Below are 26,431 nucleotides of genomic sequence, written 5' to 3'. Positions count from 1 at the left end.
GAACTGTTTCAAAACGTTCGCCACCCCGGGTGGCGAACGTCTCGATTGACTTACAGCCGACAGTATCACTCGCGCCCGTCGTCCATCTCGACGCCCCGCACGTCGATCCGGGCGCCGCCCGCGCCGCTCTCGCTCACGGCGACGGTCCAGCCGTGGGCGGCGGCCATCTTCTCGACGATAGATAGTCCGAGCCCGGTTCCGGTCGCCGTCGTCGAGTAGCCGCGCTCGAACACCCGAGCACGCTCGTCCTCGGGGATCCCGACCCCGTCGTCTTCGACGTAGAACCCGTCGTCGAGGACGCCGATGCGCACCGTCAGTCCGTCGTCGTCGGTCGAGCCGTGCTCGACCGAATCACCGGCGTCTCCGCGCCGGTTGTCCGTGGAGCCATGCTCGACCGAATTCCGAAACAGATTCTCCAGTAGCTGTCGCAGCCGCGCCTCGTCAGCCAGAATCGGGGCGTCGCCGTCGAGACGGAGTTCGGCCGTCCCAGTTTCCACCGTCTCCCAGCACGCCCGCGCCGCCCACCCCAGCGCCACCGGTTCGGCGTCCGTGACGACCGCCCCCTCCCGCGTGAGCGTCGTGAGGTCGTCGACGAGCGACCCCATCCGGTCCAGCGCGCGTCGGCAGCGGTCGAACTGTTCGGTCTCCCCAGTCGCCTCGGCGAGTTCGAGCGCGCCACCGAGCACGGTGAGCGGATTGCGCAGGTCGTGAGAGACGATGCTCGTGAATTCCCGGACCCGTTCGTTCTGCGTGCGGAGGCGGGCGTTGGTCTCGTGGCGGTCGAGTGCGACGCCCACCCACCGCGAGAGCAGGTCGACGAGCGTCAGCTCCCACTCCGAGAACGCCCCGTCGTGGGGGTCCGTATCGTAGAAACAGAACGTCCCGTCCGTCTCGCCGTCGATCACGACGGGGGCGCCGACGTAACACGCGAGGTCGGACTCGGCGGCGGGCGTCCGGGCGTCGCAGTCCGGGTCGTCGCTCACGTCCGCGACGGCGACCGTCTCCCCGCTCCGGACGACGCGCTCGCAGTTCGTCGCGGTCAGCGCGACGGTGTCGCCCTCGGCCGGCCCGCCGTCCCCGACCGCTTTGCCGTCCTCGTCGGGCGCGTGGACCACCTCGAAGGCGTACTCGTCCCCGTCGACGCGGGAGAGGATGCCGTACCGAACGTCGAGGACGTCGGCGCCGATCGCCAGGAGCCGCCGAACCCCCTCCTCGACCGACAGCGACGGGTCGGCGATCACCTCGTACGTCTCGCGGAGGACGCGCTCCCGCCGTCTCAGTTCCCGCTGGCGCCGCACCCGGTCGGTCACGTCCTGTGTCATCGCGATGCCGCCGTCGACGGCGCCCGTCTCGTCCCGCACGGGCGCGACGTGGGCCTCGAAGGTGCGGTCCGCGTACTCGAACTCGAAGGTTCGCTCCGCGCCGTCGAGGACTGCCCGGTAATGCTGGAGGTAGGCCTCGCAAAACGCCGTCGAGTGGACGGCCGTCAGCGCCTCTCCCTCCATGTCCTCGGGCGAGAGGTCCAGGTCATCGAAGACGGCGCCCCCGACGACGGTGTATCGGAGGTCGGTGTCGAAGAGGGCGATTGCGCCGTTGGGGAGGGCGTCAACGAGCGTCCGGTAGTGGCCTTCCTTCCGGGTCCGTTCGGCCGCTCGCCGCGATTCGAGTCGGCGTCTGGTCTCGGCCGCTTCGAGCGCCCGACCGATCGTCTCGCCGAGTTCCTCGAGGACGCTCAGCTCCACCTCGTCGAAGGCGTGTGGGCTGTCGGCGTAGATGGCCAGGATGCCCGTCCGGCCGCCACCGTACGACAGCGGCACGACCGTTACCGACTCGTAGCCGTACCGTTCGGCCACGTCGTGCCACGGTGCGAACGAGGGGTCGTCCGGAATGTTCTGGGCGACCTGGAGTTCGTCCGTCCGGATGGCGCGGCCGCCCGGCCCCTGCCCGCGCGGCCGGTCGTCGTGGTAGATCGTCACCTCGTCGAGGTAGTCGTCGGCGTCGCCCGCCGAGGTCCGGGGGACGATTTCGCCGTTCGCTTCGGGTTCGCCGATCCACGCGAACCGGAAGGGGGTGGCGTTGGTGAGCGTCCGACAGACGGCGCCCTCGATGTCTTCGACGGTGTCGGCGGCGACCAGCCGGCGGTTGCTCTCCCTGATCAGCGTGTTGATCCGCTCCTGTCTGGTCGCTCGGGCACGGATTCGCGCCGCCTCGACGGCGTTGACGATCCGGTTGAGCAGAATCTCGTACTGTTCGCTCCCCGGAGCCTTCTGGAGGTAGTCGGTCACGCCGGCCGAGATGGCCTCGCTCGCCACCTCCTCGCTACCCTTCCCGGTGAAGAGGACGAACGGACGGCCATCCCCCGACGCGCGGACGCGTTCGAGGAAGTCGATACCGTTCAGTCCGGGCATGTCGTAATCGGAGACGATGCAGTCGACGTCGGCATCGTCGAGGCGTTCCAGCCCCTCGTCCGCGCTCGTGGCCGTGGCCACCTCGATCCGGTCGTCCTTGCGTTCGAGTAACGTCGCCGCCACGTCGAGGAAGGCGGGGTCGTCGTCGACGTGAAGTACGCGGATCGGGTCGGTTCCGGGTCCCATCTCCACCTACGCCCTCGCGGAGTGAACGGATAAGTAATCCCCCACGGTCATCGGCGGCCGAGCACCGCTCGGAGCGACGCGAGCAGCGTCTGGTCGGTCGATTCGAACCGGCGGAGCTGTGCCGCGTCGGTGAACGCCGCGCGGCCCAGCAGGAGGCTGGCCGTCATGCTCGTCAGCCCGCCGGCCGCGAAGATCATCCCCATGATGACGAACTGGTACTCGGCGGCGTAGATGGGGTTTGCGCCGCCGAGGATCATCCCCGCCATCATGCCGGGAATGTAGACCAGCCCGAGCGTCCGCATGGCGTCGACGACGGGGATGAGCGACGCCCGGACGGACTCGGTGACGAACGCCGAGATGGCGCGTTCGGGGGGGACGCCGAGCGCGAGGACGGCTTCGATCTCGTCCCGGTTCGACTCGATCTCCCCCTGGAACCGGTCGAGGGTGAGCGAGTTCGTCTTCATCGCGTTCGCGATGATCATCCCACCGACGGGGACGAGGTTGCGGACGGTCCGCTCGATGGCGCCCGCGGCGACCATGGTGACGATGACGACGGCCGAGCCGACGGCCAGCGAGACGACGGAGATGCGGAAGGCCCGGGGGACGCCGTCGCCCCGCTTGCGCGACTCCCACGCCGCGTAGACGACCATCGCCGCGAGCAGGAGGCCGGAGAAGGAAAGCGGGATGGTAAAGAGGACGCCGATCAGGGCGCCCATCGCCAGCACCTGGACGAACCCGCGGACGAACGACCCGCCGAGTTCCCGCTCCAGTCCCAGATCGCGGATCGACGAGATGCCGATGACGACGGCCGCGATGGCCGCCGCCGCCGCGACCTGAAACAGCCCCTCGATCACGACGGGATCGGTCAGCCCCTCGGGGAGGGCGCTCACGCTCACGTGATCACCTCCCGCGGCGTCCCCACGGCGACGATCCGCCCGTCGGCCATCCGTGCCACCCGGTCGGCCAGCCGCTCGGCCTGTCGCTCGTCGTGGGTGACGAGGACGACGGTCCGCTCGCCGGACGCGAGGAGGTCGGCCAGCAGGCGTTCGACCTCCGCCTCCGCCGCGCTGTCGAGGCTCGCCGTCGGTTCGTCGAGCAGGAGTACCTCCGGATCGTTGATCACCGTCCGGGCGATGGCGACTCGCTGGGCCTCACCACCCGAGAGGTCGCCCGCGTCCCGGTCGGCGTAGCCCGCGAGCCCCACGGCGTCGAGGACCGCGGCGAGTCGTTCTTCGCTCACCGACTCCCCCCGCAGCCGCGGGCCGATGGTGACGTTGTCGCGGACGGTACCGTCACGGAGCGCGGGGTTCTGGGGCACCAGCCCGACCCGCTTGCGGAGCCGTTCGGGCGGGAGCGTCCGGTAGTCGGTGCCGTCGAGGTAGACCGTCCCCTCGGTCGGCTCGTCGAGGCGGTTGCACAGTCGGAGCAGCGACGACTTGCCGGCACCCGACGGTCCGACGATGGCGACGGTCTCCCCGCTCGCCACGTCGAGGCTCACCCCGTCGAGGATGCGCTCGCCGTCGACTTCGTAACTCAGTCCGTCGGCACGCAGATGCGTCATGAGTCCCCGGGCGTGCGGTCGATTCGCGCCCGTATCGAGCCCTTGCACCCCGGCGCGCATGAACGTTCGGCCCCGAAAGACCGAAGGTCCATTCTTGTGAATAGTTGTCATATGACAGTCGACACCGGCGAGGCACCGATCACCGGAGCGGTCGTCGAGCGCGTGGCCCAGGGGGTCGACCCCACGCCGTCGGCCATCGCCGACGCGCTCCTCGCGCTCAACGCGGAGTTGATCGGGCGTCACGGCGAACTCGAACGGCGGGCGGAGCACGTCACCGTCGACGGCACGCGTGCGTATCGGGTCGGCCGCGACGAGTGGGCGGCCCTGCTCGACGACTTCGACTTCGACGAGTCGACGGCCGCGGCCCTCCGTCTCGCCCACACCGAACAGGCGCGGCTCCTCTTCGCGACGGCCGTCGGCGCCGACGACCGCTTCACCTCCGACGAGGCGGGTGTCGTCGTCGGCATCGACACCGCGGAGCAGTTCTGATACCCTTCCGAGCGGGAAGCGCTCCGCTGTCGGACTGTCCGCACACCGGATCGCACGACGGTGTCCGATGACTCACGAACGCTACTCTAACAAGCCGCGGGTCCCACGTCGACACCGTGTCGGACCTCGACGGCGGGTTGGCGGTCGTCCCCTGGCGCTCCTCGACGCTCTACGTCATCCTCTCGTGTTCGCTGATGGGCGTGATGGGCGTCTCGCTGGTCAGCCCCGTCCTCCCCGACCTGCGGCCCGTCTTCGGCGTCACCGACGCACAGGTGGGGCTGGTGATCACCGCCTACACCCTCCCCGGCGTCGTCGTCACGCCCTTCGTGGGCCTCGTCGCCGACCGGTTCGGGCGTCGGCGGGTCGTCGTCCCCCTCCTCGTCCTCTTTGCCGTCGCCGGCGCGGGCGTCGCCTTCGCCCGCACGTTCGCCGAGGTGATCGCCCTCCGCTTTCTCCAGGGCGTCGGCGCGAGCGCGCTCATCACGCTCGCGGTGACGCTCATCGGCGACGTCTACGAGGGGCCGCGACGCGACGCGGTGATGGGGGTCAACGGGAGCACCATCGGCACCGGCGCGGCGTTCTACCCGCTTCTGGGCGGCGCACTCGCCGGGATTCGCTGGTCGGCGCCGTTTCTCTTCTTCGGCGTCGGTGCCGTCGTCGCCGTCGTCGCCGTCGTCGCCCTCGAGGAACCCGACGCCGAGCGCTCGACCGACGTGCGGACGTATCTCGGCCGCCTCCGGGCCGTGGCTACCCTGCCGCAGGCGCTCGGGGTCTTCGTCGCGCTCTTTGCCGCCTTCCTCATCTTCTACGGCGCCGTCCTCACCGCCCTCCCCTTGCTCCTGCGTGACGCCTACGCCCTCGGCACCGGTCGGATCGGGGCGACGCTCTCGGCCGTCGCCGTCGCGAGCGCCGTCGTCTCCTCGCAGTACGGCCGTCTCTCCGACCGGCTGGCGGCGCCACGCCTCGTCGCCGTCGGCTTCGTCGCCTACGGTCTCGGGCTGTTCGGCGTCCGACTCGCTGGCTCGCCCCGCGCCGTCGCCGCCGCGCTTCTCGTGTTCGGCGTCGGCTTCGGCGTCGTGATGCCCGCCATCGATACGACCGTCGTCACGCTCGTCGACGACGACCTCCGGGCGGGCGTGATGGGGCTTCGGACCAGCGTCCTCCGCCTCGGCCAGACGGTCGGCCCGGTCGCCTTCACCGCCACCGCCGATATCGCGTTCGAAAGCACCGTCGCCGGCTACCGGACGCTCCTCGTCGTCGCCGGCGTCGTGGCCGTCGTCGCCGGCGGCGGCTACCTCCTCCGGACGCGGTAGCGTACTACGCTTCCGCCTTCCGCTTCTGTTCGACCGTCACCACGGGCACGTCCGCGTTGGCGAGAATGAGCTTCGAGACGCTCCCGAGCAGGATCTTGCCCAGCCCCGTCCGCTTGCGCGAGCCGATGACGATGTAGTCCGGGTCGATATCCTCGGCCACCTGCAGGATGTGATTCGCCGTCCGACCGGTGGGCAGGTCACGGCGCGTCTGCTCCGGCATGATCCGGAGGTCCACGCCCTCGAGGGTTCCGATCACCGACGTGACGATGTCCTCGACCTGTTCCCGTGCCTTCTCCTCGTTCCCGTCTTCGGGCACGACGTGGAGGATCACCAGCTCCATGTCCATGCTCGTCGCGAGTTCGTACGCCGTCTCGACGACCCCTTTACAGCCGGGGTCCCTGTCAATGGCTGTCAGTATCACCATGCGAACAGTAATTCCTAACGATAATTAAAGCACTTTCGACCGCGTCATTCGTTACTATCCGCAGTCGGTCTCGCCCGCCCCACGTAGACGGGATATCGTACTGCAGTCGGGCGATTCGCCGCGTCGGGATCGTATTAAATGACCTTAAGGAATATGGACTTCATGATAAATCATGCAAAAAGTGCACCTTTCCGCATTTATACCACGTTCACTATCTTTCGTCGGGTTGGACATGCGGCAGAGACCATCACGACTCATCTCCACGCCGAGCTCTCTCGGCACCCCCGGACGTATCGCTCAGCTGCAGCCAGGTTTCACACGGACGGGTGGTGACCCGACGTGAGCACCGGCACGGCCGACGCGACGGAGCATCGGATCTCCGAGCCGCCGTCGTCGATCAAGGAGTTCCTCAGTTACATGGGGCCGGCGTGGGTGTTCACCGCCTCCCAGATCGGCGGCGGTGAGGTGCTGAGCGTCCCGCTCGGCGGCGCGTACCTCGGCATGGAGGGCATCTGGCTCATCCCGCTGATCACGTTCACGAAGATCTTCGGCCAGTACTACCTCGTTCGCTACGGCGTCATGACCGGCGATACGTTCCTCGACGCGCTCTACGAACGCAGTTGGGCGCTGAAGTGGATCTTCTACTACGTGTTCCTCGGCGGCCTCATCTACGCCATCGGCCTCTCGGGCCACCTCGGCGAGACTGCCGGCGCGTTCAACTCACTGCTTCCGGCCATCGGCACGACCGGCTGGATGCTCATCACCGTCGCCGCCGGCCTCCTCGTCGTCGGCGTCCGCTCGTACGGCCTGATCGAGAAGCTCGCCACGTCGCTGCTGTGGATCTTCCTCATCCTGATCGCGTTCGTCTCGCTCCAGACCGCCGGCGTCTGGGCGCCGAACCTCGCGTCCGGCCTCGTCCCGTCCATGCCCGGCCGCGTCGACGGCCTCGGCGTCGGTGGCATGGCCTTCATCCTGACCATGTTCGGCTGGATCGGTGCCGGCTTCGGTCCGACCGTCTCCTACGTCTGGTTCGCGAAGGACAAGGTCATGGGGATGTTCGAACCGCTCGACGACGGCGTCGAAATCGACAAGTACGACCTCACGGACGAGGAGGTGTCCCGCCTCAAGGGCTGGGGCGACATCGTCCTCTGGCAGAACCTCCTCTCCTCTGTCATCCTGGCCGTCTTCTCCTTTTTCATGTGGACGGCCGCCGCCGCGACCCTGCACGTGCAGGGCATCCAGCCGAGCGGCTTCACCGTCATCCCCGAGATGGCCGCCATCTTCACGACGCAGTTCGGCGAGTGGTCCGCCATCCTGTTCCTGCTGACTACCGTCGCCGCGCTGTTCTCGACGCTGATCGGCCCGCTGTACGGGATGTCCCGCCTCTGGGAGGACGCCTTCGCGCTCCACGGCGTCTTCGACAACTACAACATCACCCGGGACACGACGTTCCGGGCGACCATCGTCCTGTTCGCGGCGATTCCGCTCTCGCTCAACCTCTTCATCGAGGCGCCGCTGATCCTCTTTGCGCTCTCCGGCGCGCTCTTTGCCCCCGCGATCGGACTCATGTACCTCTCGGTGATGTACATGTCCTTCGACATCGACATCGACTCGCTCTCGCCGGTCCGCAAGTGGGCCGTCGCCCTCGCCGTCTTCGCGGGCGTCGTCATGATCGTGTCCGGTCTCTGGGAGGCACGTGGCTCGATCGAGACGATCGTGGGGCTGCTGTAATCGGCCACCATCCGACGGGATCGCCCCGTCCGCGTTCCTTCTTCGATCGCACTACCTCGCCAGTGGCGACGCCGCTCGCCGTTGGAACGCCGGATATTTGCTCGTCGCCCCCGTAGCTGCCGAGCGCATCCGATGCCCTCCACACGCTCCGACGGACGCTCGCGACGACACGCCCTCGCGGGACTTGGAACGGCGATCATCGGGAGTCTCGGCGGCTGTAGCGGCCGCCTCGGTCCCGAACGCCTCGACGCCGAAGCGACGGTCGAGGACGGCGAACTGCGCTGGCAGTATCCCCCCCGCGACGGCGACCGTGACGGCCTCGGCGACGCCGGGGTCGCGGTCGACGGTCGTCGCCGTCGGGCGTCGCTCCCGCCAGCCCTGCGGCTCACGCTCGACTCGACTGTCGGCGGTATCGCCGCGAGCGAGCCGTACCGCGACTATCGGCTCGACCGGGTCCGGTTCCGACTGTGGCCGCCGACGACGTACGAGGCGACGCTCCACCACAGCGTCCGGGTCGCCCCACCCGGGCAGTGGGAGGCGTTCTCGACGTACTACGACCTCCGCGGGGACGTTCGCCGGACTACCGTCGAACTCCGGAACGTCGAGACAGGGGGGACCGTCGAGATACCGGCCGTCTTCGACCCGGGGACGGCCCCACTTCCGGAGCGGCTGCACTGTTCGTTCACGCTACAGGCATCCGGTCCCGGACTCCTCGAAAAGACGGTTCGCGTCACCGGGCGGGCGACCCTCCCGCTGGCGGGGTAGTCGGCCGCGGGCCGCGCTCACCCGAGTCGCGGTCCGGGGTCGTCGACGTGCTTCCGCGCCTCGTCGAGCTGGAGCTTCCGCTCGGCGCGGGCGACGACGCGGCGCACCTCGTCGACGGCGTCGATGTTCGACGAGAGGGAGGTGATCCCCTTCTCGACGAGGAACTTCGCCATGTCCGGGTGGGACCCCGACTGGCCGGTGATCGTCGTGTCCACGTCGTGCTCGTTACACGCCTCGATGACCTCCGCCATCGCCTCCAGAATCGTGGGGTGGAAGTCGTCGAAGCGGTCGGCGACCTGCGCGTTGTTGCGGTCGACCGCGAGCATGAACTGTACGATGTCGTTGGTGCCGAGGGCGACGAAGTCGATGCCCTCGTCGATGATTTCGTCGATGGCGCGGATGCTGGCCGGCGTCTCGACCATCGCGCCCCAGTCGTGTTTCTCCCGGTCGATGCCCACCTCGTCCATCAGCTCCCGCGCCCGCCGCACGTCCGACGCGTCGTTCGGCAGCGGGAACATGACCTCGACGTTGTCGTAGCCCATGTCGTGCAGGCGCTTGAACGCCCGCAGTTCGAGTTTGACCATCTCCGGCTCCTTCAGCGACCGCCGGATGCCGCGGTAGCCGAGCATCGGATTGTGTTCGTGGGGTTCGCTCTCGCCGCCCTCCAGCTCCGCGAGTTCGTCCGTCGGCGCGTCGAGGGTCCGGGCACGGACCGGCCGTGGGTAGAACGCGTCCGCCACCTTCCGAATCTCCTCGGAAATCTCCTTGACGAACGCCTCCTCGCCGTGGTCGGCGACGTACTTTTCCGGCGTCTTGCTCGTCGAGAGCAGGATGTGTTCCAGCCGCAGGAGCCCCACGCCGTCGGCGCCGGTGTCGGCCGCCCGCTGGGCCGCGTCGGGGATGGAGACGTTCACCTTCACCTCGGTGGCCGTGGTCGGCGGGCCGCCGCTGCCACCTTCCACGTCTCGACTCCCCTCCGGTTCGGCGTCCTCGACTTCTTCTTCCGCGACGACGACCGTTCCCTTCTGCCCGTCGAGTGTGACCCGCTGGCCGTCGGTGAGCACGTCGGTCGCGTCGCCACAGCCGACGATGGCGGGGACGCCGAGTTCGCGCGAGACGATGGCCGCGTGGGAGGTCATCCCGCCCTCGTCGGTGAGGATGCCCGCGGACCGCTTCATCGCCGGCACCATGTCGGGCGCGGTCATCTCGGTGACGATGACGTCGCCCTCGTCGATGCGGTCGGCCTCCTCGATGTCCTCGATGATCTTCACGGGGCCGGTCGCGACGCCGGGACTCGATCCGTAGCCCGTCGTGAGTTCCGTTCCCGGTTCCAACTCCTCGTCGACTGCCTCGGTCTGGTTTGCCATTTAAATGTCGCCGATGCCCATCACGTCGTTCGTCAGTTCGATGCTCTCCTCGGCGTCGGCCTCGCCCATCATCGCGCGGATGGCGTCCACGTTCTCCGGCACCACGTCGCTCTCGCGGTGGATGGACTGGAAGAGGTGGAGCTGCGGCCCGTCCATGCTGATGGAGTCCTCGAAGATCTGGTTCTCGTAGAGGTTCATCCGGTCGCGGCCCCGGTCGAGGGCGAACTCCTGCAGCTCCCACCCCGAGTCGATGCCCAGGTCGCCGTCGACGACGTGGATGCGCGACTGCGAGGCGAGCAGGTCACGGACCTCCGCGGCGCTCGGCTCCGCGCCGAGTTCGACGTTGATGCCGTGGAAGTGGTGCCGAACCGTCGGCACCTTCATACCCATCGTCATCACCGGCCCCATGTCGGGGATCACTTCGAGCGCGTCCGGGCCGTGGTGGGAGGGGAGACCGACCGGATCGGCCGAGATGACCGCGTGCTCGCCCCGACAGCGCACGAGCGTGATGGACGCGCGCTCGACGCCGTACTCCTCGTGGAGCGGCGCGAACATCCGGTTCAGCCCCGTCGTGTTACAGGAGACGATCCGGACGTACTCTTTGTCCGTCGCTTCCGAGTAGTTGGCGCGGGCGGTGAAGCTCGCCTCGGCCACGTCCGCGCCCTCGCCGCCCTGGAACAGGGCGGGGGTGTCGTGGTCCTCGTAGATGGGGCGGTACTCCGCGCCCATCCCGGCCGGCGTCGCGTCGGCGACGATGTCGCTCGCGTCGATGAGATCCTCGATGTCACCCGCGACGGCCATCCCCACGTCGTCCCAGCGGTCCTCGCGCCCGTCGGGGACGTAGATGTCGTAGCCCCGCTCCGCGGCCGCGTCGGCCGTGTGGTTCGGACTGGCCTTGCCGATGCCGACGAGTTCCATGTCGGGCATCGAGTTCACTGCGTCGGCAACGCGTTTGCCGATGGTACCGTACCCGTTGACGCCTACGCGAATCATACCGGTCGTTGACCGCTACCTCATATAGTGTCGGCGCCAGTCGCATATTTTGCATGAACTTTCGTCTTTAATGATCGGGGACCCCCAGCACAGCCAGCGTCAGATGTCTATGGTCAATCCGAAACAACAGGTCTCGAGTCGTGGTATCCGTCTCCTCGGTGTCTTCGTCGCCGTCTACCTCCTGATCGGGTCGTACATGTACTTCTACCTCGAACTCCCCGACCTCGCGTACGTCGCCTACGGCATCCTCAGCTGGCTCGGCGGGATGCTCCTGTTTTACTACCTCCACGTCTCCTACATGGCGAGTTTCGACCCCTGATCGCCCGGCTCCTCGTTCGACGCCACCCGGCGAGCCGCATCTGTCAGTAATGATCATTTACGTTATCGGCAGAATCCTTCAGTATCGTTCATTTTAATCACGGTCGATAATTACCTCGTTAAATATATTTGGATCCCTCCATAATTTGCAAGGAGAACGATGGCCGCCGTCGACGACCTGAACCAGTGGAAGACCGGGGTAGGGAGCGGCGTAGACAGCGCGCGGGTCGCCCTCGGCGCAGTGATGCTGGCGACAGCCGCCGTCGTCGCCCTCGCTGCACACGTTTTCGGGCCGGCGACCGCCGCCGCGGCCGCGGTCGCGATGCTTCCGATTCTGTTCGTCTCCACGCTCCGGGCGCCGCTTGACGGCTGCTCCGTCTACGGCTCCCTCGCCCGTCGCCGGTAACCGACCCTCCGACCCCGCGTCACGCCCCTCGACACTCCCCCCAGAGCCGCCGCCCGACTTCGTTTCGAACCCGCTGGATCGGCTGGGTGAGTCCCGCCGCCCGCGCTCGCCGATAGAGCCGCCGCGTCCACGTCGCGTCCATCACCTCGGCGTATCGCTCCGGATACTCGCGTTTCAGGCGCCGCTCCAGCGCCGGATCGAACGCCGTCCGTGGCACCTCCGGGTGACACATCCGAAACGACGGCTCGAAGCGACAGCGCCCGTCGGCTTCGGCCTCCATCCGCCACCCGAACTCCACGTCCTCGCGCCACTCGGAGAACGCCGACCGGAACCCCCCCACGTCGAGGGCGGCCGCCCGCCGGGCCGCGAGGTTACAGCCGACGTAGTGACGCGGGCCGAAGCTCCGACAGCCGCCGTACACCGGCCCCTCCAGACAGACCAGGTCGGGGTTGGCGTCGAAGGCCGCGTACGCCGTCGCCAGCCAGTCGTCCGGTGGCCGCGTATCGTCGTCGGTCATCGCCACCACCTCGGCCGACGCCGCCTCGAGCCCCCGGTTCCGGGCCGTCGACCGGTCGGCGCTCCCGTCGTCGACGAGCACGATTTCGTAGGGCACGGCCACCTCCTGGGCCGCCAGCCGGGCCATCGTCGGTTCGTGGTCGTACGCGGGTACCGACGGCACGACGACGGATATCGCCGGCTCCCGCGCCCGCTTGACGTACTCGACTCCCATGCCCGGTCCGTGGGGCGCGTGGCCGATAAGCGTGCGCCACGACCCCATCCGTTTTATCGATCGGCGTGGTACCGTTCCTCATGGCATCCGCGTTCGAGACCGAGTCGCTCACGCGCCTCCACTGGGTCGGCATCGTCCTGGCGTCGATCACCGGGGTCGTCCACCTCTACTTCGGCGCCCTCGCCCTCGACACCGTCCAGGGGGCCAGCTTCGTCCTCGCCGGCATCGCCTTCTTCGTCGCCATCGTTCTCCTCCTCCTCGACGTTCGCCGCCGGCTGCTCTATCTCGTCGGGATTCCCTTCACCGGACTCCAGGTCGTCCTCTATTTCTACCTGAACTGGCCGAACGTGCTCAACCCCGGCGGCATCGGCGACAAGGTGGTGCAGGTCGGCCTGATCGCGATTCTGGTCGTGCTCTACCGTCGGGAGTCGCAGTCGGCTTCAGCCGTCCGGTGACTCCGCCCCGCCCGTCCCGTCGCTCGCCACGAGCATGACCGCGGTGACGACGCCGCCACCCAGCGTCGGCATCCAGAAGGCCGCGGCGCGGTAGACGAGCGTCGCCGCGACGGCGACGGGTGCCGGCACGCCGCCGACGGCCACGAGCAACCCAGTGAGCAGCGCCTCCGCGCTCGCGGTCCCGCCCGGCGTCGGCGAGGCGCCCGCGAGCCGCGCGACCGGGACCACGACGGCGACCCGGACGGGCGAGACGGCGGCGTCGAGCGCCGCGAGCGACAGCCACAGCGTCGTCGCCACCGCCAGGTGCCCACCGACGCCGAGCAGGAGGACGGCACCGAGTCGCCGCCGCGACCCCCCGACCCGTTCGAGCGCCGCGACGAACCCTGCCGCTCGGTCGACGACGACCCCTCGATCCGGCGGCTCGACCCCCGGTATCGCCCGCCCGACGCCGACGAGCGCCCGCCCGAGTCCCCGGCCGACGCCGACGGCGAGTCGCTCCCGTCGCCGCCACGTGAGCACCGCCGCGACGCCCACGCCCGCCACCAGCGCCAGCGCGACGCCGAGGGCGGCGCGGACGGCGGCGTCCCCGGCGGCCGTCGCGAGGAGGACGCTCCCCCCGACGACGCCGAGGCCGACCACCGCGACGGCGTTGGCCGCGCCCACGCTCACGACGCCCGCCAGCCCCCGTTCGAAGGGGACCCCGCCGACCCGCGCCACCAGCGCCCCGCCGAGCGGATCACCGCCCGCCTGTCCGAACGGCGTCACGTTGTTCAGAAAGCCCGCCGCCGCGAACAGTCCGACGGACCCCGGGAGCGTCGTCGGCACGTCGAGGCCCCGGAGCACGAGGTGGAGCGAGCCCCCCCAGAGGAGGACGGGCACCCACCCGACGGTGACGAGTACCGCGGCGTCGACGGGGGCGACCCGACCGAGCGCCGCCGCGATGGCGCCGACGCCGACGGCCCGCACGTAGAGTGCGAGCCCCAAGAGCGCGACGAGCGTCCACGCCGCCGTCCGCCGTCGCCGGGCGCGCATCGCTACCCGGGAACGCGATAGAGCACGTCGTAGCCGTGAGCGACGTAGCTCAGTTCGCCGGCGTCGAGTTGGCGGCGACGGGTCCGCAGCCAGTCGGTCGCGCCGTCGACCCGCCCTTCGATTGCCGCGGCGACGAAGTCGAGAATCGTCGCGAGGAACCCCCGCTCGTCGGCCGGATAGGGCGGATAGACCACCCAGTCCGACGCGCCGACCGCGAGCAGGTCGCCGTCCCGCGCCCGACACCGGTCGAGCAGGTGGCGGCCGGCGCGGCTGTCCCGCCCCGGTTCGGCGTCGATGGCATCGTGATACGCCGCCACGACGGCGTCGTCGGCCGGGTGGTCGGGCTGGAAGGCCGTCTCGCCGTCGAAGGTGATCGGCGCGTACACCAGCCCCCCCGGACGCAGGGCGTCGACGAAGGCGTCCAGCGCGTCGTCGACGGGCACCAGATCGAGAAACGCCTGCGCGACGAGACAGTCGGCGCCGTCGCCCGCGAACGCCGTCAGCGCGTTCCCCTGCTCGAACCGGACGGTCAGGTCGTCGACCCGAAACCCATCCGTTATCGCCTCGCCGCCACACTCGCTCGCTCGCCGCTCCCGGGCCAGCGCGACCACGTCGGCGTCGCGGTCGACGCCCACGTAGTCGCCGGCGGTGACGCCCCAGTCCAGCAGCCGCGGCACCGTGACGCCCGTCCCGGCGGCCGCCTCACGGATTCGGGGCGCCGCGGGGAGTTCGTCGAGAAACCGGTCGCGGACGCGCCGGTCGAGCGCCCGGTCGTCCACCGTCCGTTTCGCTTCGAGATACTGCCCGTCGGCGTGGTTCATCGGAGGGTGCGCTCGTGGCTCGCCCACGCGTCCTCGTCTTCCCACATCCGGACGGTCAGTTCCGTGGGCACCTCGGTGGGTACCCGGTCGACGAACCGGTCGCCGAACAGGCGGGCGAATCGCTCGACGCTCGGATTTCGCCCCTCGAACTCCGGTAGGTCGTTCAGGAGCGCGTCGCGATACCGGTCCTCGAGGGCGTCGAGCGCGTCGTTCACGGCGTCGATGTCGACGAGGTAGCCGTACTCGTTCAGTTCGGGACCGGCGAGACGGACGGCCACCTCGAAGTGGTGGCTGTGGACCTCCCCCTCCGGGCCGGGGTTCGGGACGGTGAGGAAATGCTGGGCGACGAAGTCCCGTGAGACCGAGAGCCGGTACATATTCGTTCGTGGCCCGGGAGCGACTTATACTGTCGGCCGCGTGTCGCCTACTCGTGGGTCAACAGCACCTGCAGCGCGTTCTCCGGCCCCTCGTCGAGCAGGCGGTAGGCCTCCGCGGCGTCCGCGAAGGGGACGCGGTGGGTCACGAGGCGGTCGGTGGGCACGTCGCGCAGGCGCTCCCACGCGGTCCCCATCCGGCGCTCTTTCGTCCACCGTCCCCGCAGGTCTGGCGCGAGCGTGCTCACCTGACTCGACGAGACGTCGATCCGGTTGCGGTGGAAGAAGCCGCCGAGATCCGTCTCGGCGCGCTTGCGCCCGTACCACGATCCGACGACGACCCGCCCGTCGTAGCCGACGGCGTCGATGGCGTCGTCCAGCGTCGCAGGCTGGCCGGAGAGTTCGTACGCCAGGTCGGCCCCGGGCGGGTCGCCCCGCGTCCCGACCTGCGCCGCGTCGGCGGGCGTGAGCGTCTCGTCGGCGCCGAGGGTCGCCGCCATCTCCCGCCGGTGGGAAACGGGTTCGACCACCGTCAGTCGCTCCAGCGGGAACTCGGCGAGGATGCTCGTCGTGACCAGCCCGACCATCCCGGCGCCGAAGACGACGACCCGTTCGCCGACCCGCGGGCGGCCGTCCATCACGAGCGTCGTCGCCGTCTCCGCGGTGGGGAGGAGGGCGGCCGTCGCCGGCGACACGTCCGCCGGCACGGGCACGAGGTCGGCCGGCTTCGCCGTGAAGTGGCTCTCGTGGGGATTGAACGCGAAGACCGTCCGGCCGCGCCAGCCGTCGTCGACGTTCCCCCCCGTCGCGGCCACGTCGCCGACCGTCGCGTAGCCGTATTTGAGCGGGTACGTGAGGTCACCCGCGAGGGCGTCGATGGTTTCGTCGGCCGGCAGGTCTTGGGGCATCTCCCCCCGGTAGATCAGGAGTTCGGTGCCCGAACTCACTGCCGAGACGCGCGCCTCGACGATCACCTCGTCCGGGCCGGGGTCGGGCACCGTCTCGGATTCGATCCGTACCGTTCGGGGGCCGGCGAAGTAGAGTGATCGGCCGCTCGTTGGCGGGTCGACACCGGATCGCCCGCCCTCGACGCTCCCTGTCACGCCCACCCTAGCGTCGCGGCTCACTTCATACTGCCGCCCTCGTCGGTCGGCTCCGACGCGACCGACGGTACCGATCCCAGCCGCCCCGTGACGGCCAGATAGTCCCGCGCGAACACCGCGAGCGACGGCGCAACGACGACGAGGGCGAGCGGGTGGAGCACCGACGCCGGCAGGACGGGTGCCAGCGCGACGGCGATGAAGCCCATCTGGAGCGCGGCCAGTGGGCGGCGAATCCGGCTCGGGGGCAGGTCACCGACCGACCGTCCCCGGTACTCTCGCCACCCGATCCCCGCCCGGTAGACGTACCGCGCGGCCGACAACGAGAGGTACGCGACGGGGAGGCGACCCCACGCGACGGCCACCAGCGGCGCGACGAGGAAGCCGAGGGTGTCGAACGCGAGGTCGAGTTTCGCCCCGAGGTCCGTGGTGCGCCCGGTCCGCCGGGCGAGGCTCCCGTCGACGTAATCGAGGACGACGCCCGCCCCGTAACACGCCGCGGGCACCCACCGTATCGTCGGGTCTGGCGCTACGAAGACGAACCCCGCCGTCGCGGCGTACAGCCCGCCGCGGACCAGCGTAACCAGGTTCGGCGGGGCGAACGCCGAGCCGACGCCGTCGGCGTCGAGATGGTACGCGAGGTAGGCGACTTCGTACGCCAGCACCGCCCCGGCGACCAACACCCACCGGTTCGCCGCGTCGTGCGAGGCGGCGTCGGCGACGAGCGTCCACCCCCCGACGGCGACGGCGGCCGCCGCCGCCCCGACCGTCGCCGTCGCCGCCGCCCGCCGTCGCTCGTGGACGGTCTCCCCGCTCATCGGCCGAACTCCGGATCTTCGAGGGTCGCCAGGCGCTCCCGGTCCGCGTCGGTGAGGCGATAGCCCGCGGCGGCGAGGTTCTCGACGACGTGGTCGGAGTCGGTGCTCGACGGGATGGGGACGACGCCCCGGTCGACGTTCCAGGCGACGACGGCCGCCGCGGGCGAGACGCCCATCTCCGCCGCCGTCTCCCGGACCGCGGCGTCGTCGAGGAGCCCCGGCGCCGACAGCGGCGAGTGGGCGACCACCCGAATCCCCCGCTCGTGACACCACGACACCAGGTCGCGCTGTGGGCGGTATGGGTGGTGTTCGACCTGCACGACCGCCGGTGGCACCCGTGCGAACTCGACGACCCGCGATAGCGTCGCACGGTCGACGTTACAGACCCCGAGCGACGCCGCGAGGCCGCGGTCGTGGAGGGTCTCCAGCCCTCGCCACGCCTCCTCCAGACTCACGTCGGCCGTCGCCCGCTCCCCGTCGTCGTCCTCCGGGAAGGTGCGTGCCTCCTGCTTCGCGACCGGCAACTCGGCGAGGCGGCGCAGGGGACCGGTGTATTCCCACGCGTCCGGCCAGTGGAGCAGGTAACAGTCGAGGGCGTCGACGCCGAGTTCGTCGAGCGTCGTCTCGCAGGCCTCCGCGACGTGGCCGTGGTTCGTGTTCCAGACCTTGCTTGCGAGAAAGAGCGCGTCGCGGTCCGGGGTTCCCGGCGCCGCCAGTAGCTCGCCGATCCGCGCCTCGTTGCCGTACAGCTCCGCGGAGTCGAGCAAGCGGTAGCCGGCGTCGAGTGCCGTCGCGATGGAGTCCCGGCGGTCGACGTACTCGTCGCCGCGGTAGCGCGAACAGCCGAAGCCGACAGGCGGGAGGCGGAGCGCGGCGTCGGGCGGGTGGGGGGCCTCCTCCGCGCCGCACCACGCCACCCGCTGCCGGTCGGGTCGGTCGACGCCGGCGTCCGTGACGGCGACGCTCGTCCCCGCCTCGTCGGCCCGCTCGACGGCGTTACAGACGGCGACGACGTGGCTCGCGCGCCGCGCCGACGCCCGGTCGGGCCGCCCCCGCCGGACGCTCGCGGCCAGTCGCTCCGGTCCGGCGAGGTAGGGGGTCCGCCGCGACGGCTTCTGGATGGGCATCGGCGCGTAGCCCCGCCCCTCGCGCCCGAAGGCGACGCGGTGGCCCGCCTCGCCGCCGAGGTCACCGGCGTCGTCGAGGTAGAGCGAGCCGTCGTCGCCGTGCAGTTCGAGGCTCGTGAACTCCCGGCTCCGGTGGGGGGCGTAGAAACTCGCCGTCAGGCGGACCAGCGGGCCATCGGCGAACGCGAGCGTCGCCTCGACGTGACTCGGTCGCGCCGGCCGCTTCGCCTCGCGGTCCGGCCACGGGTCGGTGGCGTCGGCGACTCGAACCCGCTCGACGGGACCGAACCACGCCACGAGGAGGGTGAGGGGGTAGACCGCACCGTCGTACAGCGGCCCGACCCGGAGGAAGGCGTCGGGGTCGTCGTGCCACGCGGTCACCCGGCCGACGTGGGCGTGGGCGTAGGCCAGGCGCACCGTCCCGAGGCGGCCGTCCGCGAGCGCCCTCCCCGCGTGTCGCTGGGCCTCGCAGTCGGCGTTGATCGGCGCACAGCCGAGCGCCAGCCCCCGGCGCTCGGCGAGCGCGACCAGTTTCCGCGCCCGGTCGGCGTCGACGGCGAGCGGTTTCTCGCTCCAGACGTGGCGCCCCGCCCGCAGGGCGCGCTCGGTCACCGCGGCGTGGGCGTCGTGGCCCGTGAGGTTCAGCACCAGAGGGACCGCCTCGGCGTCGAGCATCGCGTCGAGGTCGGTGTACGCCGCGGCGTCGTGGTCGGCCGCGAAGGCAGCGGCGCGGTCGGCATCGAGGTCACAGACCGCCGTCACCGAGAGCGCCGAGGCGTCGACCGTGGCGGCGTACTTCCGGGCAACCGCCCCACACCCCACGAACGCACACTCCATACCTCCTGGCAGGGTGCTGTCGTGAAAAGTCCCGCGCCGGATGGGAGTTGATACTGCCGGCTGTAAGTCAACCAAGACCCCCGTCACCCCGGAGTGACGGGGATCTTGAAACAGTTACAGCCGGCAGTATAAGACGGTCGCCCCCCGACGGGCAGACATGGCACGGGTGGCGGTCCTCCACAACACGCTCGACGGCCGCGGCGGCGCCGACACCGTCTGTCTCCACGTCTGCGAGGCGCTTCAGGCCGTCCACGACGTGACGCTGGTCACCCTCTCCCGCTCGTCGCTCGCGGAACTCAACGCACTCTTCGACACCGACGCCGATGTGCGGGTCCGCCGACCGCCCGGGACCGAACTCGTCTGCCGGGGGTTCGATGCCCTCCCCGACCGCTACGGCCCGCAACTGGCGGCGCGGAGCGTCCTGCTCCGCCGCCTCTTCGCCCCGCACGCCGCCGACTTCGACGCCGCCGTCAGCACCGCCAACGAGTTCGCCCTCCCGCTCCCCTCGCTCCAGTACGTCCACTTCCCGCAGTTCAATCGCCGGCACGCCCCGGCCGGCGGGACGCCCCGTCTCGACCCGCTGTGGAGTCGGTTGGCCGGCGTCGGCGACCGACGGCTCCCGGACGACGCCCGTCTCCTCGCCAACTCCGCGTGGACGGCCGACGCCGTCGAAGCCATCTACGGACGGCGCCCCGACGTGCTCCACCCGCCGGTCGATCCCGTCCCGAACCCGCGGCCGTGGGCCGAGCGGGAGACCGGCGTCGTCGTCCTCGGCCGTCTCGCGCCGGACAAGCGCCCGCTCCGGGCCATCGACGTCGTCGACGGCGTCCGCGCTCGGGGGTACGACCTGCATCTCCACCTCGTCGGGTCGTCGTCGACCATCTACGCCGACTACGGCCGACGGGTGGCGGCCGCGGCCGCCGACCGGCCGTACGTCCACCTCGACCGCGACGCACCCCCCGAGCGGGTGACGGAGCTACTCGCCACCCACCGCTACGGCCTGAACTGCAAGCCCGAGGAACACTTCGGGATGGCGGTCGCCGAGTACGTCGCCGCGGGGATGGTGGCGTTCGCGCCCGACGCCGGCGGCCAGCGGGAGGTGCTCGCCGGCCGTTCGGACCGGCTGTTCGATTCGACGCCCGACGCCGTGGCGACGATTGCCGCGGCGATTGTGGACGACGCCCGGCCCACGCTCCCGCGGGACCGCTACGCGAGCGACCGGTTCCACGCGGCGGTTCGTGAGGGAGTCGCGGCGCTCCTGCGGGCGGAGAGCGAGCGCGGAGGATAGCGCCCTGCGGACGGGATCAGTTCCCCTCGGCGTCGTCGCGCGTCTCGCTCAGGTGTTCCCAGATTTCGGTACAGCCAGCCCCGGGTTCGACATCAGAGAGATGGTTCCGTGCGTCCGCAGCCTCGTCGTCGTCGGTTTCCTCCGACGGCGTCGTCACAACCTCGCTGTTCTCGGTCATCGAACACCGGTAAACGGTACGTCTGCATAAGGCCGCGTTCGGGCATAATTGCTACCCGTTCTCCCGTATTGGGGCGGTCCTTTCCGGTATCCGTGACGGGCGGTTTCGGGACGAATCCCGACCTCGTCCGTCGATCACGCCCGAATCACCCCCCAATTTCCCGTCCGAGGACCGGCAAGCGTCGCAGCCGCCGACGGGCTTACCGCCGTCGGGGCGGTATCGGAGGTCATGACCACCTCGGTTCACCAGCTTGACGACGGGGCGTGGGTCAGCGTCAACGACTCCCGCGAGGTGAACGTCAGCGATCTCTGGCGGCTCGCTCGCCACGATTTCTGCCCGTGCCGGCTCGCCGACTTCCTCGCCGAGGGGTTCGTCGAAGTGGCCCCCGACGGCGCCGACGTGGAGGCGCGGGTCGCCGGCCAGTGCATCCAATGTGGCACGAGCGGCGTCACCGACTGGCTCACCCTCGGCCGCGTCGACCCCGACACCGGCGCGTTCCGCCCCGTCGTCCCCGAGAGCGTCCACGTTCCTGGTCGCCGGTCCCGACGCGCGACGCCGCTTCGACGATAGCGGCAACATTTGTCGTGTCCCCGGAGAGCCGGGGAAGGTTGACGACGTGCCCGACCGTATATGTTCGCGTCTATTCTAGCTCCCCATGCCAACCAAGGTCGAACGCTGGAAAGACGAGACCTACGGGATGGAGATACGCGACCATCTCTTGCGGTTCGCCGAGGAGGGATGGGACGCCATTCCGGAAGACGAGCACGACGCCTGGTTCGAGCGGTTCAAATGGTGGGGCCTGTACCACCAGCGGAAAGGACAGGAGAGCTACTTCATGATGCGCATCGGGACGCCGATGGGCCGGATGACGCCGGAACAGCTTCGGACCGTCGGCGAGGTGGCCAAGGAGTACGCCACCGGCCCCGTCGAGAACCCCGAGTTCGGCGACGCCTACGCCGACTTCACCACCCGCCAGTCGATCCAGCTCCACTGGATCAAGGTGGAGGACATCGCGGACATCTGGGACGAACTGGAGTCGGTCGGTCTCTCGACGATTCAGGCGTGTGGCGACTCGTGGCGCAACATCGTGGGCTCCCCGGTTGCCGGCCGCGACGCCGACGAACTCATCGACGTCTGGCCGGTCGTCCAGGAACTCCACGAGACGTTCAAGGGCAACGACCTCTACGCCAACCTGCCCCGGAAGTGGAAGGTGGCGATGACCGGCGACCGCCGCGGCTCCGGGCAGGGCGACATCAACGACCTCGCCTTCGAACCCGCGACCAAGGAACTGGACGGCGAGGAGGTGGCCGGCTTCAACGTCAACGTCGGCGGCGGCCTCGCCCGCAAGGAACCCCGGTTCGCCCGCGACATCGACGTCTTCTGCCGCCCCGAGAACGCCACGGACGTAGCCGCGGGGCTCTCGGCGCTCTTCCGTGACTACGGCGACCGCGAGGACCGCTTCAACGCCCGCATCAAGTTCCTCGTCGACGAGTGGGGACCGGAGAAAGTGCGCTCGGTCCTGCAGGACGAGTACGTCGACTACGAACTCCCGACCGCCGGCGAGGGCCTTCGCGACGAGTACGACTACAACGCCGGCCGCGCCGACGCCCCCGGCGACTACATCGGCGTCCACGACCAGCACGACGGCCAGAACTTTCTCGGTCTCTACGTCCTCGTCGGCCGCATGGCCGCCGACGACGTGATCCAACTCGCCGACCTCGCCGAGGCGTACGGCTCCGAGATGATCGGCCTGACCCAGCGTCAGAACGTCATCGTCGGTGACATCGCCGACGAGGACCTGGACGACTTCCTCGCCGAGGACCTCCTCGACGACTACTCGCCGGACCCACACCCGTTCCTGCGCGGCTCCATCGCGTGTACGGGCACCGAATACTGCTCGCTATCCATCGTCGAGACGAAGAACCGAATGGTCCGGTACGGGCGCTGGCTGCGGGACAACGTTCCCGTTCCCGAGGGCGTCGAGGACTTCCACATCCACCTCTCGGGCTGTACCGCCTCGTGTGCCCAGCCACAGATCGCCGACGTCAGCCTGCGCGGCATGAAGACGCGCAAGGACGGCGACGCCGTCGAGGCGTTCGACGTGGGGCTGGGCGGCGGCCTCGGCGAGAACCCGCAGTTCGCCGACTGGGTGAAGATGCGCGTCCCCGCCGACGAGGTGCCCGGCTACATCGCCAATCTCCTCGAAACGTACGAGGAGGAGCGCGCCGGGCCGGAGGAGTCCTTCCGTGACTTCGTCGCCGACCGCGACGAGGACGAACTCGCCGCCCTCGCCGAGTCCGAGGAGACGAGCTACGAGGACCCGTACCTCGGCAACACGAAGATGACGTGGTATCCCTACGCCGAGGACACGTCGATGGACGCCTCGCCCGCGCCGACGGACGGGCAGGGCGAACCGCTCCCCTCCGACGACTGACCATGGCCGACCGCGTGCTGAAGGTCAACGCCTTCACGACGTTCGACCTGCTCGACGCGAGCGTCGAGGGCCACGGCTTCGAGGAGGGAGCGTTCGCCACGCTCAACGTGCGGACGGCCCGCGAGAACCCCGAGGAGATCACGCTCGAACTCGAACTCGACAACACCGAGTTGGAGTCGGTGCCGCCCCACGCCGACCGGGTGACGCTCTCGGCCGCCGAGGCGCGGACCCTCGCGGACGAACTGGGGAGCGCCGCCGACCGCGTGGCGGCCGCGGAGGGGGAGTGACGTGAGCACCATGACGACCGGCACGGTGTATCTCGTCGGCGCCGGTCCGGGCGACCCCGAACTCGTGACGGTGAAGGCCCGGCGCCTCCTCGATTCGGCCGACGTGGTCCTCCACGACTCGCTCGTGGGCGACGGCGTCGTCGACACCATCCCCGACGACGTGCGCGTCGAGAACGTCGGGAAACGCGCCAACGGCGACCGGACGCCGCAAGCCGAGATCAACGACCGGCTGATCCGGGAGGCCAAGGCCGGCCGCGAGGTGGTCCGCCTGAAGGGCGGCGACCCCACCATCTTCGCCCGCGGCGGCGAGGAAGCCGAACACCTCGCGCGCCACAACGTCCCCTTCGAGGTCGTCCCCGGCATTACGAGCGCCGTCGCCGCGCCCGGCGTCGCCGGCATCCCGGCGACCCACCGCGACCACGCCTCGGCGCTCGCCGTCGTCACCGGCCACGAGGACCCGACGAAGGCGGACAGCGCCCTCGACTGGGGCGCCCTCTCGGATCTCGTCTCCGCCGGCGGGACGCTGGTGATCCTGATGGGCGTCGGCCGCCTCCCCGACAACGCGGCCGCGCTCCGCGCCGCGGGCGTCGATCCCACGACGCCCGTCGCGATGGTCGAACGCGCCACCCTTCCCGACGAACGGGTCGTCACGGGGACGCTCGACACCATCGTCGACGTGGCGGACGCGGCGGCGGTCGAACCTCCCGCCGTCACCGTCGTCGGCGACGTGGTCGGCGTCCGCGAGACGGTCGCGCGCTGTCTCGGCGGCAGCGACGCGATGGCCGAAGCGCCGCTCACGGCCGCCAACGGCGTCGTCGGGGTGACCGACAGTGACTGACGCCGCCGACGGCGACTGGCCGCTCAAGCGCCTCATGACCGAGGTGGTGGGCTCGGGGACGAAATCCGCGGAGGACATGACCCGCGAACAGGCCGCCGAGGCCATGCGCCGCATCTTCGACGGCGACCCCTACCCGACCACGCTCGGCGCCTTCTGGCTCGCCAACCGCTGGAAACACAACACGCCCGAAGAACTCGCGGCCTTCACCGACGAGATGTGTGAGCGCGCCGAGTACGCCACCCCCGACGCCGACCCCGTCGACTGCGGCGCCAACTACGACGGCAAGGGCCGGACCGCCATCCTCGGCGTCGCCGCGGGCGTCGTCGCCGCCGGCGCCGGCACGCCCGTCGTCGCCCACTCCGGCGACCGGACACCCACCCAGAAACAGGACGTGTACAAACACGTCCTCGACGAACTCGGCGTCGCGACGGAGTTGACCCCCCGCGACTCCGCCGCCATGGTCGACGAGACGGGCGTTGGCTTCTACTACCAGCCCGCGTTCAACCCCGCCGTCGCCGACCTGTTCGACGCCCGGGACCGGATGGGCGTGCGCACGTTCGTCAACACCGTCGAGACGCTCGCCAACCCCGCCGGCGCGAGCGTCCACCTCGGCTCCTTCTACCACCTCGCGTTCGCGAAGAAGGTGGTCGAGACGTTCGCGGAGAGCGCGTTCCACGACCTGGATCGAGTTGTCATGTTCCAGGGGATGGAGGGCTACGACGACATCCGCCCCGGCTACACCAAGGTGGCCGACTGGTCGGCGACCGGCGGCTTCGACGACTACGAAATCGAGACGGCCGCGTACGGCATGGACTTCGCGGAAGAAGACCTACAGGTCGACGACGTGGCCGAAGACAGCGCCCGCCTCACCCGCGAGGTGGTCGCCGGCGACCGGACCGACCACTGGTACGACGCCGTCGCCCTCAACGCCGCCGTCCGGATCTACGCCCGCGACGACGCCGACTCCCTCGATTCGGCCCTCGACGCCGCCCGTGCGGCCGTCGACGACGGGTCGGCCGCCGCCGTCCTCGACGACCTGCGGGCGTTCTAGCTTTATCCCCCCGCCGCCACTACCGCACCCATGACCGACACCGACGACGTACTCCGCCCGAGCGACGTTGGCGACGCCGACGCGCCGCCCGTCGACGAGAAGCCGTACAAGATCATCTTCGAGGCGAACAAGTGCATCGGCACCGGGAAATGTGCCGAAGTCTCGTCGAACTGGGCCCTCGACCTCGACACCGGCCTCGCCCGCCCGAAGACGTACTACGTCGGCGAGGACGATCTGGATCACAACGTCCGCGCCGCCGAGGTCTGTCCCGCGAAGAAGGGCCGGGGGGTCATCCACGTGATCGACCGCCGCACCGACGAGGAGATCGCGCCCGACCCCGCGGGCGACGGCAGCCTGAGCGTCGACTGGTAGTTGGACTGCCGGCTGTCCGTCGACCGTATCAGGCGTCGTCGCCGTCGTCGCCGAGCGCGTCCGCCAGCACCCGCTCGGCGGCCCCGCGTACCGCTTCGCCGTCACCCTCGCGGGCCGCCGTCCACACCGCCTCGGACTCGGCGACGGCGCGGATCGCCGCCCGCCGTCGATCCGGCTCGACGCCCCGGTCCTTCAACGCCGCCCGAAGCTTCCCCACCACCCTCGCCACGGCCCCCGCGCCGTCGACGACTGACTCCAGTTCCCGGCGCAGGTACCGGCTCACCGCTGGACTCGTGCCCCCCGTCGTCACGGCCACGCCGACCGGACCGTCGTCGACGGTGGCGGGGACGACGACGCTCCCGCGGCCCCGCCCGCCGCTCCGGTCCGCGCGGTTGACGAGGACGCCTCGGCCCCTCGCTGCCGCCTCGACGGCGGCGTTGAGCGCCGCATCGTCGGTGGCGGCGACGACGAGCGCCGGGTCGGCGGCGTCGAGCCACGAAGGGACGTCGTCGGGGCCGGGCGCGGCGCGGACGAACTCGCTCTCCCCGAAGTCGGCGTCCGCGAACGTCGGGCTGACGACGACGACCCGCGCCTCGCGGGCGAAGCGACGCGCCTTCCGGGCGCCGACGGTCCCGCCGCCGAAGACGAGGACGGTCTCGCCGTCGAAGTCGTGGACGAGTGGGATCACGGTCGATCCTCGCCGCGGGCGGTGAAAAGTTCCCCCGAAC

28 protein-coding genes and 1 pseudogene are annotated in these 26,431 nt (G+C 70.1%); 14 read left to right on the top strand and 15 right to left on the bottom strand.

The window, feature by feature from the left end:
• Window positions 1-65: 65 nt before the first annotated feature.
• From DU484_RS02765 to DU484_RS02755, 3 genes are read right to left on the bottom strand one after another with little or no spacing between them, the layout of a single operon-like run.
• On the bottom strand, window positions 66-2,594 hold the full coding sequence (locus DU484_RS02765; protein ID WP_114605050.1) for a GAF domain-containing protein: 2,529 nt from the start codon (window positions 2,592-2,594) through the stop codon (window positions 66-68).
• Window positions 2,595-2,641: 47 nt separating this feature from the next.
• On the bottom strand, window positions 2,642-3,490 hold the full coding sequence (locus DU484_RS02760) for an ABC transporter permease (RefSeq protein WP_222844874.1): 849 nt from the start codon (window positions 3,488-3,490) through the stop codon (window positions 2,642-2,644).
• Window positions 3,487-4,155, bottom strand: a complete 669-nt coding sequence (locus tag DU484_RS02755; protein WP_187347750.1) for an ABC transporter ATP-binding protein — start codon at window positions 4,153-4,155, stop codon at window positions 3,487-3,489. Before DU484_RS02755 ends, DU484_RS02760 begins: the two co-directional genes overlap by 4 nt.
• A 111-nt stretch (window positions 4,156-4,266) precedes the next feature.
• On the opposite strand from DU484_RS02755, the gene DU484_RS02750 reads away from it, so the two are divergent.
• The gene (locus tag DU484_RS02750; protein ID WP_114605049.1) at window positions 4,267-4,644 is read left to right on the top strand and encodes a hypothetical protein; all 378 of its coding nucleotides are present in this window, start codon (window positions 4,267-4,269) and stop codon (window positions 4,642-4,644) included.
• 116 nt (window positions 4,645-4,760) lie between these two features.
• The gene (locus DU484_RS02745) at window positions 4,761-5,957 is read left to right on the top strand and encodes an MFS transporter (RefSeq protein WP_222844873.1); all 1,197 of its coding nucleotides are present in this window, start codon (window positions 4,761-4,763) and stop codon (window positions 5,955-5,957) included.
• Window positions 5,958-5,961: 4 nt separating this feature from the next.
• On the opposite strand, the gene DU484_RS02740 is transcribed toward DU484_RS02745, so the two are convergent.
• The gene (locus DU484_RS02740) at window positions 5,962-6,381 is read right to left on the bottom strand and encodes a universal stress protein (protein ID WP_114584663.1); all 420 of its coding nucleotides are present in this window, start codon (window positions 6,379-6,381) and stop codon (window positions 5,962-5,964) included.
• Window positions 6,382-6,720: 339 nt separating this feature from the next.
• On the opposite strand from DU484_RS02740, the gene DU484_RS02735 reads away from it, so the two are divergent.
• On the top strand, window positions 6,721-8,112 hold the full coding sequence (locus tag DU484_RS02735; RefSeq protein WP_114605048.1) for an Nramp family divalent metal transporter: 1,392 nt from the start codon (window positions 6,721-6,723) through the stop codon (window positions 8,110-8,112).
• Between the two features lie 132 nt (window positions 8,113-8,244).
• Window positions 8,245-8,877, top strand: coding sequence for a hypothetical protein (locus tag DU484_RS02730; RefSeq protein WP_114605047.1), 633 nt, complete (start codon window positions 8,245-8,247; stop codon window positions 8,875-8,877).
• Between the two features lie 17 nt (window positions 8,878-8,894).
• Here DU484_RS02730 and DU484_RS02725 read toward each other — a convergent pair.
• A pseudogene (locus DU484_RS02725) lies at window positions 8,895-10,202 on the bottom strand (putative PEP-binding protein); the annotation flags it as partial.
• A 42-nt stretch (window positions 10,203-10,244) separates the two neighbouring features.
• Window positions 10,245-11,237: a type II glyceraldehyde-3-phosphate dehydrogenase gene (locus DU484_RS02720; RefSeq protein WP_114584659.1), complete on the bottom strand. Its 993-nt coding sequence runs from the start codon at window positions 11,235-11,237 to the stop codon at window positions 10,245-10,247.
• A gap of 70 nt (window positions 11,238-11,307) precedes the next feature.
• Between DU484_RS02720 and DU484_RS02715 the strand changes: the two genes are divergently transcribed.
• A complete protein-coding gene (locus tag DU484_RS02715) occupies window positions 11,308-11,556 on the top strand; it encodes a hypothetical protein (RefSeq protein WP_157969492.1) in 249 nt (82 codons plus the stop codon).
• Window positions 11,557-11,715: 159 nt separating this feature from the next.
• Entirely contained in the window at window positions 11,716-11,961 is a 246-nt protein-coding gene (locus tag DU484_RS02710; protein ID WP_114584657.1) for a hypothetical protein, read from the top strand.
• A 19-nt stretch (window positions 11,962-11,980) separates the two neighbouring features.
• Here the strand turns inward: DU484_RS02710 and DU484_RS02705 are convergent, their stop codons facing one another.
• Window positions 11,981-12,691, bottom strand: a complete 711-nt coding sequence (locus tag DU484_RS02705; protein WP_114605046.1) for a glycosyltransferase family A protein — start codon at window positions 12,689-12,691, stop codon at window positions 11,981-11,983.
• A gap of 80 nt (window positions 12,692-12,771) precedes the next feature.
• On the opposite strand from DU484_RS02705, the gene DU484_RS02700 reads away from it, so the two are divergent.
• Complete coding sequence (locus tag DU484_RS02700) at window positions 12,772-13,146, top strand: DUF7475 family protein (RefSeq protein WP_114584655.1); 375 nt, start codon at window positions 12,772-12,774, stop codon at window positions 13,144-13,146.
• Here the strand turns inward: DU484_RS02700 and DU484_RS02695 are convergent.
• From DU484_RS02695 to DU484_RS02670, 6 genes are read right to left on the bottom strand one after another with little or no spacing between them, the layout of a single operon-like run.
• Window positions 13,132-14,178 (bottom strand): lysylphosphatidylglycerol synthase transmembrane domain-containing protein, encoded by a 1,047-nt coding sequence (locus DU484_RS02695; protein ID WP_114605045.1) that lies wholly within the window; start codon window positions 14,176-14,178, stop codon window positions 13,132-13,134. The genes DU484_RS02700 and DU484_RS02695 overlap by 15 nt on opposite strands.
• 2 nt (window positions 14,179-14,180) lie before the next feature.
• Window positions 14,181-14,999 (bottom strand): class I SAM-dependent methyltransferase, encoded by an 819-nt coding sequence (locus tag DU484_RS02690; RefSeq protein ID WP_114605044.1) that lies wholly within the window; start codon window positions 14,997-14,999, stop codon window positions 14,181-14,183.
• On the bottom strand, window positions 14,996-15,376 hold the full coding sequence (locus DU484_RS02685; protein WP_114605043.1) for a 6-pyruvoyl trahydropterin synthase family protein: 381 nt from the start codon (window positions 15,374-15,376) through the stop codon (window positions 14,996-14,998). The genes DU484_RS02690 and DU484_RS02685 overlap by 4 nt, the downstream gene beginning before the upstream one ends.
• 47 nt (window positions 15,377-15,423) lie before the next feature.
• A complete protein-coding gene (locus DU484_RS02680) occupies window positions 15,424-16,476 on the bottom strand; it encodes a zinc-dependent alcohol dehydrogenase (RefSeq protein ID WP_114584651.1) in 1,053 nt (350 codons plus the stop codon).
• 20 nt (window positions 16,477-16,496) lie between these two features.
• Entirely contained in the window at window positions 16,497-17,291 is a 795-nt protein-coding gene (locus DU484_RS02675; protein ID WP_114584650.1) for a CDP-alcohol phosphatidyltransferase family protein, read from the bottom strand.
• Window positions 17,288-19,255: an aldo/keto reductase gene (locus DU484_RS02670; protein ID WP_114605042.1), complete on the bottom strand. Its 1,968-nt coding sequence runs from the start codon at window positions 19,253-19,255 to the stop codon at window positions 17,288-17,290. The genes DU484_RS02675 and DU484_RS02670 overlap by 4 nt, the downstream gene beginning before the upstream one ends.
• 157 nt (window positions 19,256-19,412) lie before the next feature.
• Between DU484_RS02670 and DU484_RS02665 the strand changes: the two genes are divergently transcribed.
• Window positions 19,413-20,543: a glycosyltransferase family 4 protein gene (locus DU484_RS02665; protein ID WP_114605041.1), complete on the top strand. Its 1,131-nt coding sequence runs from the start codon at window positions 19,413-19,415 to the stop codon at window positions 20,541-20,543.
• A gap of 16 nt (window positions 20,544-20,559) precedes the next feature.
• Here the strand turns inward: DU484_RS02665 and DU484_RS19885 are convergent, their stop codons facing one another.
• Window positions 20,560-20,721 (bottom strand): hypothetical protein, encoded by a 162-nt coding sequence (locus DU484_RS19885; RefSeq protein ID WP_187347749.1) that lies wholly within the window; start codon window positions 20,719-20,721, stop codon window positions 20,560-20,562.
• A 228-nt stretch (window positions 20,722-20,949) separates the two neighbouring features.
• On the opposite strand from DU484_RS19885, the gene DU484_RS02660 reads away from it, so the two are divergent.
• From DU484_RS02660 to DU484_RS02635, 6 genes are all read left to right on the top strand, one after another.
• Window positions 20,950-21,291 (top strand): hypothetical protein, encoded by a 342-nt coding sequence (locus DU484_RS02660; RefSeq protein WP_114584647.1) that lies wholly within the window; start codon window positions 20,950-20,952, stop codon window positions 21,289-21,291.
• 85 nt (window positions 21,292-21,376) lie between these two features.
• Entirely contained in the window at window positions 21,377-23,155 is a 1,779-nt protein-coding gene (locus DU484_RS02655; RefSeq protein ID WP_114605040.1) for a nitrite/sulfite reductase, read from the top strand.
• A 2-nt stretch (window positions 23,156-23,157) separates the two neighbouring features.
• Window positions 23,158-23,442, top strand: a complete 285-nt coding sequence (locus DU484_RS02650; RefSeq protein ID WP_114605039.1) for a DUF6360 family protein — start codon at window positions 23,158-23,160, stop codon at window positions 23,440-23,442.
• A gap of 10 nt (window positions 23,443-23,452) precedes the next feature.
• Window positions 23,453-24,280 carry a uroporphyrinogen-III C-methyltransferase gene (gene cobA, locus DU484_RS02645; protein WP_187347801.1) on the top strand — a complete coding sequence of 276 codons (828 nt, stop codon included), beginning with the start codon at window positions 23,453-23,455 and terminating at the stop codon, window positions 24,278-24,280.
• A 34-nt stretch (window positions 24,281-24,314) separates the two neighbouring features.
• Entirely contained in the window at window positions 24,315-25,331 is a 1,017-nt protein-coding gene (locus DU484_RS02640) for an anthranilate phosphoribosyltransferase (RefSeq protein ID WP_114606697.1), read from the top strand.
• Between the two features lie 30 nt (window positions 25,332-25,361).
• Window positions 25,362-25,703, top strand: a complete 342-nt coding sequence (locus tag DU484_RS02635) for a ferredoxin (protein ID WP_114584643.1) — start codon at window positions 25,362-25,364, stop codon at window positions 25,701-25,703.
• Between the two features lie 28 nt (window positions 25,704-25,731).
• Here DU484_RS02635 and DU484_RS02630 read toward each other — a convergent pair whose 3' ends face one another.
• On the bottom strand, window positions 25,732-26,391 hold the full coding sequence (locus DU484_RS02630; RefSeq protein WP_114605038.1) for a precorrin-2 dehydrogenase/sirohydrochlorin ferrochelatase family protein: 660 nt from the start codon (window positions 26,389-26,391) through the stop codon (window positions 25,732-25,734).
• Between the last annotated feature and the right edge of the window lie 40 nt (window positions 26,392-26,431).

The sequence above is a fragment of the Haloplanus rubicundus genome (genome assembly GCF_003342675.1).
Taxonomy (GTDB): Archaea; Halobacteriota; Halobacteria; order Halobacteriales; family Haloferacaceae; genus Haloplanus; species Haloplanus rubicundus.
The sequence above is the reverse complement of the archived record's forward strand: the minus strand, read 5'-3'. Positions and strand labels throughout refer to the sequence as shown.